This window comes from Flavobacterium collinsii (genome assembly GCF_946903285.1).
GTDB lineage: Bacteria > Bacteroidota > Bacteroidia > Flavobacteriales > Flavobacteriaceae > Flavobacterium > Flavobacterium collinsii.
Genome location: NZ_OX336425.1, coordinates 1,175,497 through 1,191,526 on the forward strand (window position 1 = coordinate 1,175,497; position 16,030 = coordinate 1,191,526).

The following is a 16,030-nucleotide window of genomic DNA, read 5'->3' on the forward strand; positions in this document are numbered from 1 at the left end:
TTTTTTAACGGTCATTTTTATGATCGTAGGTACTACGGTTTATACTCAAAATGATGGTAAGGCCAATTTTACTGGTTCTATAATTGACGATGACAATCAGCCTGTTGCCGGTGCCGAAATTCAATTGCAAAACACTGCTGCTGTAGCAAAAAGTAACAGTCTGGGGAAATTCGTTTTTCAAAATATTGAATTAGGAAAATACCGGTTAGTAGTATCGATGACGGGTTATCAAATCCGGGAAATGGCTGTTGTTGTCGGACAGAATCAAAAAGAAGAAATTGTTATAGCGTTAAAATCGAATTCGGTTGAGTTAAATTCTGTTGATTTGTTTGGCAAAACGATTGAAACCAAAATCAAAGAACAGCCGTTTGCCGTTTCTGTCATCAATACAAAAAAACTGGCCGAAAGGGATGTTGACTTAAACCGATTGATGGACGGAACAGCTGGTGTTCGTGTGCAGGAATCAGGTGGAATGGGATCTGAAACCAATTATTCAATTAATGGATTATCGGGTAAGGCAGTAAAGTTTTTTGTAGACGGAATTCCGATGGAAAATTTTGGGTCATCCTTTAGTATTAATAATTTTTCCATTAATACGCTGGAAAGAATCGAAATTTATAAGGGAGTTACTCCTGTTTCATTTGGTGCTGATGCACTTGGAGGTTCTGTAAATCTTGTTACCCGTACACGTCTTAAAAATTATATCGATGTATCGCAAACCATAGGCTCATTTAACACGTATCGTTCGGCAATATCCGGAAGATGGAGAAATGAATCCGGTTTTACTTTGCAAACCAATTCTTTTTTTAATTATTCAGACAATAATTATCCCGTTTGGGGACCAACCGTAGAAGTCGCAGGAGAAGACGGAAGACCTATTCCCGGTTATCCAAGATTTAGAAGATTTAATGACGATTATAAGTCTTACACTATTCGAACAGATATTGGGTTTACCAATGTCAAATGGGCCGATGCCCTGTTATTCGGTTTTACGATATCAGATCAGGACAGAGGAATACAGACAGGAAGAACAATGGCCTATGTATATGGTGATGTGCGCTATAATGAAAAGTTTGTTATGCCATCTTTACGCTATTCTAAAAAAGGGTTTTTATTTTCAAATTTAAATGTGGACCTGTACGCTTCTGTAAATAAGTTACGAGGTACCACAACTGATACCAGCTCTTACAAATACAACTGGACAGGAAAACCTATCGGAACAGTAAATGGAGAATTGGGCGGAATCAGATCAGGAAAGTCAATTTATTCGTTTCAGGACCATACGCAATTGGCCAGAGTTAATTTTGTATATCAGATAAAAGAAAATCAGGAGGTTAATTTAAATTATGTATTTACCGGTACCAGAAGAAAGGGCAGTGACGCTATTGCCGAAGCCGAATGGACAGTTCCGCTCAGAGAACCGCAGGACCTGGATAAACATATTGCGGGTTTATCGTATGAGATTACTTCATTTGAAGATCGTTGGAAGAATATTTTTTTCATAAAATATTTTGCTTACAATGCCAACGCCGCGGTATTTGATTATAACGGAGAAAGTTTGAAAGAAACATTTTATCAGCATACAAAAGATAATGCCTGGGCCTTTGGATACTCTTCTAAAGTACTGCTTCCAAAAGAATATACGATAAAGTTTTCGGTCGAAAATGCAGCCCGATTGCCCGAAGCGACAGAACTTTTGGGTAACGGTAATACGATTTTAAATGCGCCCAATTTAAAGCCTGAAAGAAGTTTCAACGTTAATACATCTATTCAGAAAACAATACATACTGCGGTTCAAAATGTAAATTTTGGTCTTAATGTGTTTTTTAGAGACACAAAAAATTTGATTTGGTTAGCTGAGGGAGATTTGATGGGAACCGCCCGCTACGAAAATTTAGGAAAAATACGAACCGTTGGAGTGGAGGCTGAGGTTAACTATGCTCGAAAGCAATGGCTTGAAACATCAGTTAATTTTACTTATCAGGATATCCGAAATATGCAGCGTTTTGAGGAAAACGGTGCACCCAACCATGTTTATAAAGACAGATTGCGGAATACACCTTATTTAATGGCCAATGCAGAGGCAAGGTTACTCTTAGATCAGCTGTTTCAATTTACACCGAAAGTTTCCTTTTTTGCAAGTACACATTATGTACATCAGTATTATTTGGGTTGGCCAAGCCTTGGAGCAGCACCCGAAAAAATGTACATCCCAAATCAGTTTGTTCAGGATGCCGGTTTGGGCTATACTTTTGGAAAAAACGGACGTTACAGTGCCAATTTTGCCTGCCGCAATATTTTAGACAAGCAGGTTTACGATAATTTTCTGCTGCAAAAACCAGGTAGGTTTTTCAGTCTGAAACTAAGATATTTTTTACAATAACCAATTAAATTTAAATTCAATGAAAATGAAATCGTTCTTAAAAAAGACAACATTTATGGCTTCTGCCGTTGTCTTGTTTGCTGCAGCTGCAACATCTTGCAGTTCAAAATCAGATGAAGTGGAAGTAGAAAGCGCACAACATTTTACAATAGCAAGCTGGACTCAGGACTTGCAGTATATCGCATCGGTTCCTTCCTTAACAGACGGTTCGCTTACTTTTAAAGGAAAAGGTATTGAGGCCAACGGTTCTCGTTATATCTGGCACAAACAATATGTTTATTTGATGAACCTTCCGCAGAAAAAATTCATTCAGTACGAAATGAGTAAAGACGGTAGTTTAAAAGAAAAAGGGGCTATACTTACAGACGGAGTGGTTCCAAATTATTTTCAGTCGTTGAATATTGTAGACGATAATACCATGTTAGTTTTAGGAGGACTGGATATGAATAATGGCACTGTGGGCTGGGCAAGAATCAAACTAAGTGATTTTACGATAGAAGCAAAAGGAACAATGGCTGTACCTTACGACGCTGCTAAAAAAGGAATTCAGTTTTCTGTTGGAAAAGCATTTGTAGACAATGGAAAGCTTATTCTGGGAGGTTATTTTTATGATAACGAATCAAAAGCTTATATCGTTGACGGTGTAAGAGCTTTGGTTTATGATTATCCGGCAATGAACAACTTAAAAGTAATTAAAACTACTGCAACTGCAGGTGGAGTAGGTTACGATTACTTAAATTCATTAGACAAAGACGAAGAAGGAAATCATTATTTTGTAGCTAGTGCCGGTAAATTCTGGACTGGTGTAGGCGGAAAATCAGGAGTTGTACGTATTAAAAAAGGTACAGCCGATTTTGATAAAGATTATTTTATTGATGTAACAACACCATTAGGCAAACAAGCCTGTTTGATGGGAATAAATTATGTGGGTAACGGAATTGCAATTGGTACCGTTCAGTACGAAGAGTTAATGACTTCGGTAAGAGACCGTTTAAAAAACGTAGGACAATTGGTTAGAATTGATTTGAAAAACAAAACAGTTTCGTTGATTAATACACCTTTGAGCCCGGTTTCAATGGTTCGTTCGCCATTGGTGTATAAAGGAAAGTATTACACAGCAATTAGCCCTATTGATGCTGTAGCTTCAATTTATGAAGTCGATCCTGCTACAGGAGCCTTCAAAAAAGGAACTACATTAGATGGTGGAGGTTCTGTTAGTGTTCAGTTGATAGCACCGCATCCTACAAAATAATTACAACTCAAATCCCCAATTGAGTAAGAGTGGCCGGAAGCAATTCCGGCCATTTTTTGTTTTTAGATATGTTTGAATTGCTCCACCATTTCAATGATAACGAATAGAAGAAGTAATTTAACTCGTTTGTGTCATTTCGACCGGAGAGAGACTCGAGCGATAGCGAACAGGCGAAGCAAATCACAAGCGAAATTTGACAAAGATTAGGATTATAGGAGCGGAGTTTCTAATGCGATTTCTCCCTCCGGTCGAAATGATAATGCGGTAAGATGTGTTTGTAAAAAACGTCACATTTAGAGGAGATTAATTCGTAAACCATATAAAATGGTAACTTCGCAAGAACAAAAGCGACAATCGAAATGAAACATCTATTCAGAGCAGCAGTAAAATGGACTTTAAAGCAAAAGCAGGAAGATTCAACTAAGAGGTTTTACAGCAAAAGCCACCAGATTCGGATTGAAGGAAAACCAATTTTAGATGTTTCGGCAGCCAAAGCTTTTAAGGGTGATCCTGAATTGTACAATCCCGAAGATTTGCTATTGAGCAGTTTGGTTTCCTGTCACATGATGTCGTATTTGTATGTATGCTCTCAAAACGGAATAGAAGTTCTCGAATATTCAGATGAGGCAGAAGCGACGCTTGAAGTTTCCCCAGACGGAAGCGGACGCTTTGTTTTGGCTCATTTAAACCCTAAAGTAAAAATTGCTAACGCTAATCAGATCGAACTGGCGAATGCACTTCATACCAAAGCCAACCAATTGTGTTTTATTGCCAATTCCTGTAATTTTCCTGTATTACATCATGGGAGCTGCGAGGTTCTTACCGTGTAAGTAATTAATAACGGCCTACTCCAAAAATTTGAAAAACTAAAGCTTTAGTTTTTACTTGCCGTTTCCGGACTACTTTATAAGTCAAATTTTTAATTTTAAACAGCATCATCATTTTTAGAAGCTTTCTCTAATTTGATTGATTCCTTATTGGTAGTTGCTTATAATCTCTCTTTTTTAGGCATTTTTGAGCTTCTGAAGAAGCAGTAATTTCAATTTTAAGGGTTTAAAAAGGGTGTGGTTTTACCAGTTCTTACACAGAAAAACCAGTTATTACATCATATATACCACTTCTTACATACCAAAAATGTTACGTTTTTCACATTATATCTTTGTGCTCAAATAATGAATAAAAATAAGTTAGTAATCGTTTACAGGTATTCTTTTAAAACAAAAACAATGAAAAAGATTATAAGTTTAAGCCTCATTCTTTTGGGGTTCGTGTCTTGCTCTCACGAGGAAGAGAAATCAAGTGAAAATAAACCGGTCGTAGTTGAAGAAATTAAAGACAAGGACACAAGCATATTGGGTGGTTATGCTTCTTTTGAAGTAGAGGTAAATGGTACGCCATACAATATAAATACTATTGCCAGTATGGGATACCGAGGCGCAAAAAGTAGTTATGGTTTTAGTCCCTATATTAATTTTGAGATTAATGATGACAATAGCGTTGATGTGTTATGGTTGGATAAAAGCGAAACTTCAAGCGCTGGTCGTAAGCTTACCAAAATTTCTCTTGACACCAAAAGCTTTGTGAAAAATATTCCTGTACCTGCTGTTGCTAATGTACGAGATAGTTGGTATTTGAACTTTTGCGGTTTAAAAAACGGAGATTATATTGTAGGTTATTCTCAGCCAAACAAAGGACCAAATGATGTAAGGGTTTATCATGATGCAGTATATACCAGATTTGATGAATCGGGCAGTGTAAAGTTTTCCGGAATAGGCATGAGTGCTAATTTTGGAGACGGATTTTGGAATCCGGGAACATCGAGTACAAGTCAAATTATATATAATAAAAAAGAAAATGTTCTGGGGTTGTATTCTGGACGTCATGGGTATGGAGGACACCAGGCAGGATGGATCGCTTTTATGAATGCGTCAACAGGAGAACCAATTAAAGATAGTAAAGGTCAGAATAGTGGGGATGAGTGGTATATCTCACATAGTTTTGATCAAAGAATCTTAATACCATCTCATAACAGTAAAAAGTACTATACTTTGGCTCATGGAGATTCAGGCAATAACAGGGCACTTTTGACAGAAATATGGGATCAGGAAGTTTATTTAGTCACTGGAAACGGAACGCGTTACCGATATTTCGATAAAATTCCCGATAATCCCGGAAATAATAATTATACCGGAACCAGAACAGGAGATTTTATAGAATTACCTAATGGAAATGTAGCAGTTACATATTGCACAGAACATGGCAGGAAACAAAGAGATCTTAAACTTGTTATTCTTGGAGGAATGCAAGCAAATAAACCTAGTACATTAAAAGAGGCCTGGGTAACAGAAAATACCGAAAATTTTGTTGGATGGGGCATGCAGATGCATTTGTATGGAAATGATAAAATACTTCTTGCATGGAATGTATTTAAGGATGAAAAAACAGCTGTAGGTACTTATTTTGCGCTTGCAGATCTTAATGGAAATATAATCTCTAAAATAGAAGAATATCCGGAGGCTTTATTAAATCATGGTCAATCTATGAAAATAACGAAAGATGGTAAAAAATTGGTGTTTGTTTCTGTCGGAAGCGGGAATAAACTGAAAATAAATACAATTAATATCAAATAAAAGTATCAGACTTTTTAACCCTGCAGTTGATGGTTGTTTTGTTTACGAATCAGGATTTCTAAATCGTTCATAATTGATTTTTTTTAAATAGTTTTTAAGTAGGAAGAAGCGCTGCAAATTTTGCAGCGCTTTTTTTATAAGAATGTCATGGATTCAGGATTTGAATACAGGCTTTTTCGATTTCCTAATCAGTAAAAGGTTTCTGCGTTCCTTTCGTAAACCTTTGCGGTTAAAAAAGCACGCGGATTGTACGGATTCGTTTCACGACAACGCGGATGTACGCAGATTTTTTTATATTATTTGTCTGAAGATAATTTTTATTATGAATGTTATAAGTTCTTTTTATAGGTCCCTTAGAAATCTGTTTTTATCAGCGTTTTCGCAAAGCGAATCTGCGTAATCCGCGTTCCATTTTTTAAGTGCTAATTTGGGTTCAACATTTCGATGCTGGCTTTTTCGATTTCCTAATCAGTAAAAGGTTTCTGCGTTCCTCGCGTAAACCTTTGCGGTCTTTGCGGTTAAAAAAGCACACGAATTGTACGGATTCGTTTCACGAAAACGCGGATGTACGCAGATTTTTTTATATTATTTGTCTGAGGATAATTTTTATTCTTAATGTTATAAGTTCTTTTTATAGGTCCCTTAGAAATCCGTTTTTATCCGCGTTTTCGCAAAGCGAATCTTCGTAATCCGCGTTCCATTTTTTAAGTGCTAATTTGGGTTCAACATTTCGATACTGGCTTTTTCGATTTCCTGATCGGTGAAGGATTCCAGTGCTTTTGCCAGCATTTTACTGGTTTTGATGCAACTGATCATTTTGGTTCGCAGATCGAGATCGTCTCCAATTTCGGTTTTGAGAATGTCCTCAAAAATTTCGGTTAAATAATCGGGTTGGTACCTAAATTCTCCTTCCATCCAAAGCACCGATAAAAATTGTGCCACGGCTGAGATTACTTTATTTTGATTTTGCGGATTGTGATTTTCTTTTTGCATGGCGTTAAGTTTATGATTATTAATTATACGAAAAAACGTACTTTTGTTTAAGCCGCAATTAAGCGATAGATAGCATGGTATCGAAAAAAGTAAGATTGTAAACCACTAAGCAAAGCTTGTGTTTCACAATCTCCATAAATTCTCAACAATTTTAAATATCTTTGAACTATGAGCACAGCAACAAAACCAAAACATATCGGCAGAAACATTAGCCGAATCAGAGAACTGAGAGGTATGAAACAAGAAGCTTTAGCAATTGCTATTGGTGTGAGCCAGCAATCGGTTTCTAATATTGAAGGAAGCGAAATTGTTGATGATGAAAAACTGGCTAAAATTGCTGAGGTACTTGGCGTTTCGGCTGAAGCTATCAAAAACTTTTCAGATGAAGCCGTTTTAAATATTATTGGAAATACATTAAATGACAATAGTGTTATTAATGGAAATGCATATAACTGTAATTTTAACCCACTTGATAAAGTTGTTGAACTCTACGAACGTTTGGTTCTAGCTGAAAAAGATAAGGTTGAATATTTAGAAAAAATGTTGAAAGGGAAGTAATTCTTTTTTAAACATATCATTTATATAAAAGAGAGGTCTCGTGTGAGATTTCTCTTTTTTTGTTTAATGTGTCTGTTTATATTTCAAAGTCCTTGTAACAAAAAATGAATTAAAAACAATTTGTTTCGGTTTTTGAAACAAATTCAAATAAAAAAATAATTTGTTACGGTTTCTTTTTGAAAACATATTTATTAAGAAATAGAAAATTATTCGTTAGAGAAAAGGATTCAAAAGAAAATATATAAATTAAAAATCCATTTTAAAAATTATAATTACCTAAAAACCAATTATTAAATGTAAAATTAATTGAAAATCAATAAATTAACTTCGAAAAAGAAATAAAATTCAGACTATTTTCATATATTCGCTTTACAGATATTATGATATATAATTTCTTTAATTTAAGTTTGTCCAAAAACCTATAATAATGACTATCAAAGAAAAAACACAAGCATTTGAATTTGTTGTTTTTAAGTTAATAAACTGGTATAAACTTCAAAATTCTATAATTGACGACACTCAGTTCAATTTAAAAAATGATTTAAACAAACTAAAAGTTATCAAATTGCATTTTTTTGTTTCGGCAGTAAATTCAAAAACAAATTCTCTTTTAACTGTTTTTAATAATTTCTATGCGATGCCATATGGGCACGTTGAGAGTGACATTTATAGTAACTGGAACAAATTTGAATTCTATAGAATTGAAAATAAAAATCTTACTATTTTAAGGCTTAATTTATCGGAAAACGATTTTGCACTAAGTGAAAAACTAAAATCTGAGGTATCTGAAGCCATTGATAATTTAACAAAAATTAATTCTGACTTAATTAACTATAATTCCCTTCAACTTGTTGAATTAAGTCATAAGTGGTTTTCATGGAGATCAATGTTCTCTTATGCAAAATCAAATTATCGATATAGCGAATACATTCCTTCTAACTTAATTATAGAAGAGAATAAAACCTTTGAATTATCACTTTAATGATTTTAGAGCAATGTTCAATCTTTTTAGATTCAGAAGCAGGTTTACCAGAAAATTGGATTTCAGAATATAATTTTTCAGTTGAAAATATTGATGAATCTATTAAAACTATAATAGGCAGAATTAATTTAAATATTAATAAAATTTTTGAAAATTTAAATCTATCTATTCTTTCAGGTGAAATTTTTCAAGAACCTGATAATTTTAAAAGAGAATTAGATAAATTAACAACAAAAATTTCAGAAATTCAAGTTGGAATAGAAATTGTTGAAAATGAACCTAAAACTCTTGAGCTAACAGATATTTTTATTAACTCATTTATTGAGCCTTTTAATTTTGCTAAAAAATCAATTCAGAGACTAAGCCACTCATTTAATAAAAAATTATTAAACGAAGGAGGAAAATGGTTGTTTACAGCAGAGAAAGCAATGTATAATCCAATTGATTTAAAAAATACTTCGCATTTAAAAGAACAAATTCAAATTTTACAGAAGAATATTAAAATTGCTGCAATTGATATAGATTTAAGTATAAATGAAAAAATACTTAGCAATCTCATTCTTTACAAAAAAGAGCTTGAAGAGATAAATACAGAATATAAATATTTACCATTAATAAAAGATAAATGTAATTATTTAATTAAAAAAATTCTATTTCGGATCAAACAGGACAATGAATTTAGCTATTTATATACGATTGATTATCAAGATAAGGAATTAACTTTAGAAGAAGTACAAGCTGATTCTTTTTCTCATTTTGACAATATAATGCTAAAACATTATTCCTCAAACAACAATTGTTATTCAAATAGTGAAATTGACTTGATTAAAGAGAAAATAAGAAAAAAAGAACCTCTTTCTTATGTAGAAATTCATCAACTAACAAAAATATATAAAGACAAAAATAATAATTATAAGCAAGTTTCTAATGTGTTAAGTTTGTTTAAAACTAAGTATGATGAGGAAATAAGCAAAACTAATCTCTCAAAATTTAACAAACATTCTTTATATACCATAAAAAATTATATGTTAAACAATGAGTTTAGTATATACCTTGAAAAAAAAGGACTTAAATTAGAAGAGATTGAAAAGAAACTTGGAAACATTAAACATATTCAACTAGAAACGGGTATTAAGAACTATTTCCCATTTATAAAATACTGTGACTATATTGATCAACTTTTAAACGAAGAATTTAAAAAAAACGAATTCGACTTCATTCATGCAACTAACTTAATTAACAAATTAAAAGCTAATTTAAAAGAAGCATATAATTGCTTAGAATGGTGTAAAGAAAGAAACTTTTTAGCATTTCAACTTCCAAGTAATGAATGTTGTACTACAATTAATTTTGAAGGAGAAGATGTTAAAATATTTTTAAGTAGCTCATTTGTTTTGCCGATAAATTTTGAAAAGCTTCAAGTAAACTTCAATGAATTATCTAGAAAAGAAGGCAAGTATTTAACTCTGATTGAATTACAAGAAAATTTAGAAAATCAAAAAAGTATAATTCTAAGAGTTCGTGAAAGTGTAGAAAAGTCTGAAAAAAAATCAATTGAAATATTGGGTATTTTTTCTGCAATAGTTTTATTTACTTCTGGGAGTATTCAAATTTTTAGTATTAAAAATCTAACCATGAGTGAAGCAATTCAGTTTATGCTTGCATTTTCATACTCACTTGTGTTGTTTATATTTCTAATATGGCTAATTACTAGAGAAAACTTAAAAAGTCTAACCAAAGTACATTATGGTTTCTTTTTTGGATTGGTAATCATGTCGGGAATAGCTATTAATTATGTTATGAATCCCCAACAAATTAATAAAAGTATCCCTAAAAAAGAAGTATCGCATCCAAAATTAAACTCAAACAAAAACGACAAGAAAAAAATGGAGCTTAAAAAAGAAAAATAGTTCATTCTTTAAAAATGAATTACTAGTATTAAAAACATCATAAAGATTCCTTTTTCTTACAATTATCAGTAAAACTTCAGAAAAAAGCGCTACAAAATTTGCAGCGCTTTTCTATTTCAAAAAAGAAGTAAATTCCTAACTTCTTAACCATATCTAGAGGAATTCTCGATCTTATACTACACCGGAATTTTCCCTTCTGAGATGAATTTCAAACCTGAAATACTGGGTAAAAACAAATACAAACTACCATCTGTACGCACAAAACGCGTTAGGTTTGGGGTTTCTATATAAGTTCCCTTTTTATTATAAGCAAAAATAGAATTGTCCGGACTAGTATCTTCGACCTGTGGACCAAAAATTGGATCAACTCCACTACGATTGGGTGATGTATCCGGATTTCTAAAACCTCCCCGCTCCAACCAGGCTTTGGTAACAAAACGAAACTGAAGATCAAGAACAGCTCCAATAAACAATCCAACCAATCCTCGTTGTATGCCGGGTTTTTCGGCAGGATCATACACGGGACCGTAAGGCGATGCCCGCCTTAGAATTCGATGGGTTTCGGCATTATCATCATTGTCGGTTACGTTTATGTCATCACGTGGGTTTGCTCTCCGTATGTGTGCTGCATAAGGACATTTTAAAGCCAGTTCATCACTGCTTTGATCACCTTGCTGATTTGGACTTGCCTTTAAGTAATTAAAGTTGGTAAAATTGAAGTTTTTGGTACTGGGTTCTCCCAGATTTTTATCTTCTTTATTGGGAGATACAACAAGAGGTGTACCGTCGCGCCAGCGTCCGCAAATCTTTGCAGCCATTAATTCGGGTGAAGTTTCACTGTTGGAATGAATGAAAGCATTAAACTTGGCTTCGTCCTGATACAACAATCTAAAAGCCGCAAAAGTGCCATTTACTAATAGGGTATGGGCATTATAATCCTTTGCTTTCTTACTTATTACAAAGCGATCCAAAGGTACTTTTGGTCGGTCGTCGATACTGCTTATGCCCATTAATTTTAGCATTTTGGGCTTGTTCCACAAAATATCATCAATACGTGGCTGAGACAAACTGTCGCGATATCCAAAATGTACATAATCTGAGTTTCCGTCGACGGTTATAGGATCTGAATCCTGATAATATGCCGGAACTACAGCTGGTCCTGAAGGCATTTGGGCTACCATACCCAATAAATCCGAATAGTATTTTTCTCTGTTTTCAGGTGTTAAGGTAAAAAGTGTCAATTGAATATGAAGCTCACTGCCATCAGTACTTGGTGCTTCTTTTGCAATCCACCCTCCGTTTTTCCACCAGTTTGCAGGAGCACTCTCTCCGGTGTCACCCATTAGCACGGAATCATTTATTGCTCCTTTTTTAAAGGCTAGAAATACTTCGGCACTCGAATCATCCTTTACCGTTTTACTATTAACTTTACCTATGAGTTTTTCTAAACCGAAGTACGTAAAACCAATATTAAGACAATAGTCCGGTTTTTGCATGTTTTCCCAAGGCTCTGCACTGGTGATCGACAAACCACCGGGAGCGGTTCCCGAAGCAAGATCTGCACAAAATTGTTTTGCTCCGTCGGGATCTTTTATACTGAAAATAATATATCTGATGTGAGGAAAATTATAACCTCGTAATATTAGTCCCTGTATATCATTCATCTCAATCTGATTGGAATTACTCATCGATTATCTTCATTAAGATTAGATTTAAAACTATTCGCAATCCGGTTTTTGAGCTTTTGGGAAATTATAACTTACCTGACCCGGAACTGCTGGCCATGTTTTATCGGCATTTGGATAGTTGTCGATAATTTTTGCTACGGTAAGTCCCGGAAAGTTGGTGCCAAAAATATATTTCCCATCTTTATCGCCTGCAGAAAAAACAGGATCCCCAAAATTATAACGCATCAACAAGCAGTAAAATGCATTAGCATTTTTAACCACTCCGCCTCTGTCTTTGTGTCTTATAAATTTTGCCGATGTTGGTCCATCCGGATCCACACCCGGAATTCCTTCTTCGTCCATAAGATGTAACAAGAAGTTTAAACCTTTCACAACCTGCTCTATCTTGAAGAACGCTCTGATATAATCATCAAATTGCCCGTCATAGATAGACATTACTACCAATACATCTTTTCCCGGATAAGACTGAAATCCCGGAACAGGTATCCCTGGAGTTGGAGCTCCGTCTGCTTGTGCATAAATGGTAAAATAATGTACTCCTGTTGTTTTACGGAGATCTCCAACCGGAGGTTCTGTAGTGGCAGCTTCTCTAATGCTTTGAGCAGCAAGTAATGCTTCGGGCAAAGCGCCTTTTTTTAATGGAATAAATAAAAATAACAAATGTTGTTGATCTGCAATGGGTACTGTGATTACTGGGGGTGTTGACATGGTTTAATTGTTTATTGGATTGCCCTACTCTGTTAAGGCTTTTCGGGAGACGCCTCTTAATTGCTTAAGCAAGACGAATTTATGGATACTAAAAACAACTCATCCAAGTACTTATACCTGATTTAGACAAAAAAATAGCGCTTAACGTTCCTTGCGTCTACCTTTGCGCCCTTTGTGGTTAAAAAGATAGCACGCGGATTGTACGGATTCGCTTTGCGAAAGCATAGATCAGCGCGGATTTTTTATTATTTGTTAGAGAATAATTTTTATTCATAGTAAATCCGTTTTTATCAGCGTTTTCGCAAAGCGAATCTGCGTAATCCGCGTTCCTTTTTTGTAATGCTAATTTGGACGCAGCATTTTGATATTGGTTACCGATAAGATGTTTCTACGTTTCTTGAGTAAACCTTTGTGCTCTTTGTGGTTAAAATAAAGAAGCGCTACAATTTTCATCGCAGCGCTTCTTTATTTTTTAAAACTCTAAGGTAATTATACCCCTAATTTTTTAGCAATCTCAGCAGGGATTCCGCCTTTGTTTACTAATAAAGCAGTTGTTTTGTATTTTACAAAATTCTTAGTTACAAACAAGAAACCTTTGTAGTCATTTGTTTCTCCCCATGAATTTTTAACGATGTAATATTCTTTTCCGGTTTGATCTTTGGCTAAACCAATGATGTGCATACCGTGATCGTCTGTAGTAGTGTAGTTGTCAAATGCAGTCTGACGCATTTCAGGAGTAATTTCAGGCTCAGCTTTTGGTCCGTTAAACATGTCTGCTTTTTCTTCAGCAGTCATATCGTCGAATTTTTTTGTAGCCACGTAAGCCACACCATTTTTCCAGCTAAAGCTTTTCTCGCTCACATCTGTTGCCCACGCTACAGTATATCCTTTTTTCAGTGCATTGTCGATAACATCGGTCATGTCGTTTACTTTTACGTTGTAAACCTGATCCAATGACCAGTTATCCGGCACCATCATAGTCGTTTTTTGGTAGTATGGAGAGGTAGTAAAAGAAGACATTTCTACATACTCATCCGGATTAATTCCTACCACTTCTTTAGCAAAAGTTTGAGGTGTATAGTTTTTTCCTTTGTAGTTAAAGTTATCCGGTACTTTACCTAAATAAGAATCAATTACCGCTGCGTAGGCTTTTTTCCAGTTTGGTGTCAGCTCTCCGTTAGGGTTTTTAACTACTGCTGCTAAAACACTTTCGATTAAAGCGCCCATTTCACCAAATTTGTTTTTATCTGTTCCGTAGTTTAATCCTGTATATACTTCTCTCGGAACAGTTCCGTACTTTTTATACATATTAATTACATCATGCAAAGCTCCACCGTCACCAAGACTAATAGCTCCATGCATACGAACATAGTTTTCTCCTTTGTCAACATACACGTTTCTTGCCGAAAAAATTTGAGACAATTCAACCGGTTGTTTTCCTAAACGAATCATTTCTGATTCTAAGAATGAGTTGGTTGAATAACTCCAGCAAGTTCCTGATGAACCCTGAGCTTTTACAGAAGTTGTTCCTAAATTGATAACTTCGGTAAATTTAAAGTTTTCTTTACTTTTGTCGCTGGCGTTTAATTTAAGTGAGTTTACTAAAACGTCCTGCGCAAAACAGCCTGCTGTTCCAGCCAAAAATACCGATGCTGCAAACACTGATTTGAATGAAAATGTATTCATAATTTATATTTAATGTTTTGATAAATTAGTTGTCGTAATTTAAATTTTGTTACAAAACAATTAAATTTTAACTAATAAAACTAACCCGCAACCGTTAATTTTTATAAAATGTTTTTCTTAATCTATATAAACTTACAAAATACGCAAAACAAAAAAGCGGGTAAATCCGATCAGTTTTAAACTTGTTGCGTTTGATAGTGATAGAGAATCAAGGCAGCCAGTTATTTACAAAAATAATATAGTAGGCCCGGTCTTTTGGGAATTTTGCGGCATCGACATCCATGCGGAGTTTGAATTTCCATACCCGTAAATATTCAAAATCCGTTCTGCAGGGTGTTTTAGTGATTGCTTTTTAGGGTATAAGCTTATTTTTTTGTTAATCCGGGAGGGAATCCTGCCATAATTTTTTTGATAGATGAGGAAATAAATTCTTCCGGATTGTTGGGTTTGCTGTCTATTTGAGCATTACCAATTCCTTGCCATACCAGTTTTTGTGTTTTTGTAGATACAATATCAATGATCAGAGAGCCATCAACATAATCGTAAGTATTGACGGTTGTATTGGCGCCTCCCATGATGGGACCTCCACCCCAATATCGATATGGACGATACATACCGCCATAACCATAAAAATCTGTGTTTGCTGATACCGAAGTTTTGGTTTTTAAGATCGATACTGCATTTACTTTGAGATCCGGGTTTGTTGTGGTTTCTGTAAAACCTTTACTAGTCATTTCACTACGGATGGCTTTTGTTACACGATCAACATTTAATTGACTGACCTGTCCTTCCTGTGCTTTTAAGTCGTAAACAGTAAACGTTTTGTACTCGTTGAAATTAGTACTGGGATCATAATCGGTGGTAACTTTTACAGTTGGTGAGCAGCTGTAAATTAAACCCAATAGAAGTATTGGGATTATACGAAGATTCTTTCTTTTAATATTCATCTTGTGGTATTTAAATTAATGATTAAATTAGTTTAATTTGATATTATTAAAATTTTGATGAAATCCAGAGTATAAATAAAAGTAAGTGCTTTTGTAAGTAGTTATGATTAATATATGTCGCTCTTGTAGTTAAAGATAAATTATTTTATTTAAATGGCATAATACTAGACGTAAAATTCTTACTTGTTAGTCCTCAACGATTGGTTACTATTAAAGAAAATTGCAGGCTTTATACGGGTATTGTTTTCCCTGAAGCACAACCTAATTTAGAAATAATCCGATAAAACAGATCT

Annotated in this window: 12 protein-coding genes; 7 read left to right on the top strand and 5 right to left on the bottom strand. The window is 34.4% G+C overall.

Annotated features, from left to right (window positions below; genetic code table 11):
• Positions 1-19: 19 nt before the first annotated feature.
• From OGZ34_RS05270 to OGZ34_RS05285, 4 genes are all read left to right on the top strand, one after another.
• A complete protein-coding gene (locus OGZ34_RS05270) occupies positions 20-2,383 on the top strand; it encodes a TonB-dependent receptor (protein WP_263362354.1) in 2,364 nt (787 codons plus the stop codon).
• A 25-nt stretch (positions 2,384-2,408) separates the two neighbouring features.
• A complete protein-coding gene (locus tag OGZ34_RS05275; RefSeq protein WP_263362355.1) occupies positions 2,409-3,635 on the top strand; it encodes a DUF4374 domain-containing protein in 1,227 nt (408 codons plus the stop codon).
• A 359-nt stretch (positions 3,636-3,994) separates the two neighbouring features.
• Complete coding sequence (locus OGZ34_RS05280) at positions 3,995-4,465, top strand: OsmC family protein (protein ID WP_263362356.1); 471 nt, start codon at positions 3,995-3,997, stop codon at positions 4,463-4,465.
• A gap of 396 nt (positions 4,466-4,861) precedes the next feature.
• Positions 4,862-6,265 carry a hypothetical protein gene (locus OGZ34_RS05285; protein WP_263362357.1) on the top strand — a complete coding sequence of 468 codons (1,404 nt, stop codon included), beginning with the start codon at positions 4,862-4,864 and terminating at the stop codon, positions 6,263-6,265.
• Between the two features lie 711 nt (positions 6,266-6,976).
• Here OGZ34_RS05285 and OGZ34_RS05290 read toward each other — a convergent pair.
• Entirely contained in the window at positions 6,977-7,258 is a 282-nt protein-coding gene (locus OGZ34_RS05290; protein ID WP_263362358.1) for a hypothetical protein, read from the bottom strand.
• 168 nt (positions 7,259-7,426) lie between these two features.
• On the opposite strand from OGZ34_RS05290, the gene OGZ34_RS05295 reads away from it, so the two are divergent.
• The 3 genes from OGZ34_RS05295 to OGZ34_RS05305 all read left to right on the top strand — a co-directional run bounded on the left by OGZ34_RS05295 (position 7,427) and on the right by OGZ34_RS05305 (position 10,708).
• Positions 7,427-7,816 (top strand): helix-turn-helix domain-containing protein, encoded by a 390-nt coding sequence (locus OGZ34_RS05295; RefSeq protein WP_263362359.1) that lies wholly within the window; start codon positions 7,427-7,429, stop codon positions 7,814-7,816.
• A 427-nt stretch (positions 7,817-8,243) separates the two neighbouring features.
• The gene (locus tag OGZ34_RS05300) at positions 8,244-8,798 is read left to right on the top strand and encodes a type II toxin-antitoxin system antitoxin SocA domain-containing protein (RefSeq protein ID WP_263362360.1); all 555 of its coding nucleotides are present in this window, start codon (positions 8,244-8,246) and stop codon (positions 8,796-8,798) included.
• Positions 8,798-10,708, top strand: a complete 1,911-nt coding sequence (locus tag OGZ34_RS05305; RefSeq protein WP_263362361.1) for a hypothetical protein — start codon at positions 8,798-8,800, stop codon at positions 10,706-10,708. Before OGZ34_RS05300 ends, OGZ34_RS05305 begins: the two co-directional genes overlap by 1 nt.
• A gap of 176 nt (positions 10,709-10,884) precedes the next feature.
• On the opposite strand, the gene OGZ34_RS05310 is transcribed toward OGZ34_RS05305, so the two are convergent.
• The 4 genes from OGZ34_RS05310 to OGZ34_RS05325 all read right to left on the bottom strand — a co-directional run bounded on the left by OGZ34_RS05310 (position 10,885) and on the right by OGZ34_RS05325 (position 15,737).
• On the bottom strand, positions 10,885-12,396 hold the full coding sequence (locus OGZ34_RS05310; RefSeq protein ID WP_263362362.1) for a hypothetical protein: 1,512 nt from the start codon (positions 12,394-12,396) through the stop codon (positions 10,885-10,887).
• Between the two features lie 30 nt (positions 12,397-12,426).
• Positions 12,427-13,104 (bottom strand): hypothetical protein, encoded by a 678-nt coding sequence (locus tag OGZ34_RS05315; protein ID WP_173964759.1) that lies wholly within the window; start codon positions 13,102-13,104, stop codon positions 12,427-12,429.
• A 489-nt stretch (positions 13,105-13,593) separates the two neighbouring features.
• A complete protein-coding gene (locus OGZ34_RS05320) occupies positions 13,594-14,790 on the bottom strand; it encodes a C1 family peptidase (RefSeq protein ID WP_173964760.1) in 1,197 nt (398 codons plus the stop codon).
• A 365-nt stretch (positions 14,791-15,155) separates the two neighbouring features.
• Positions 15,156-15,737, bottom strand: a complete 582-nt coding sequence (locus tag OGZ34_RS05325) for a DUF4136 domain-containing protein (RefSeq protein ID WP_263362363.1) — start codon at positions 15,735-15,737, stop codon at positions 15,156-15,158.
• Positions 15,738-16,030 lie beyond the last annotated feature (293 nt).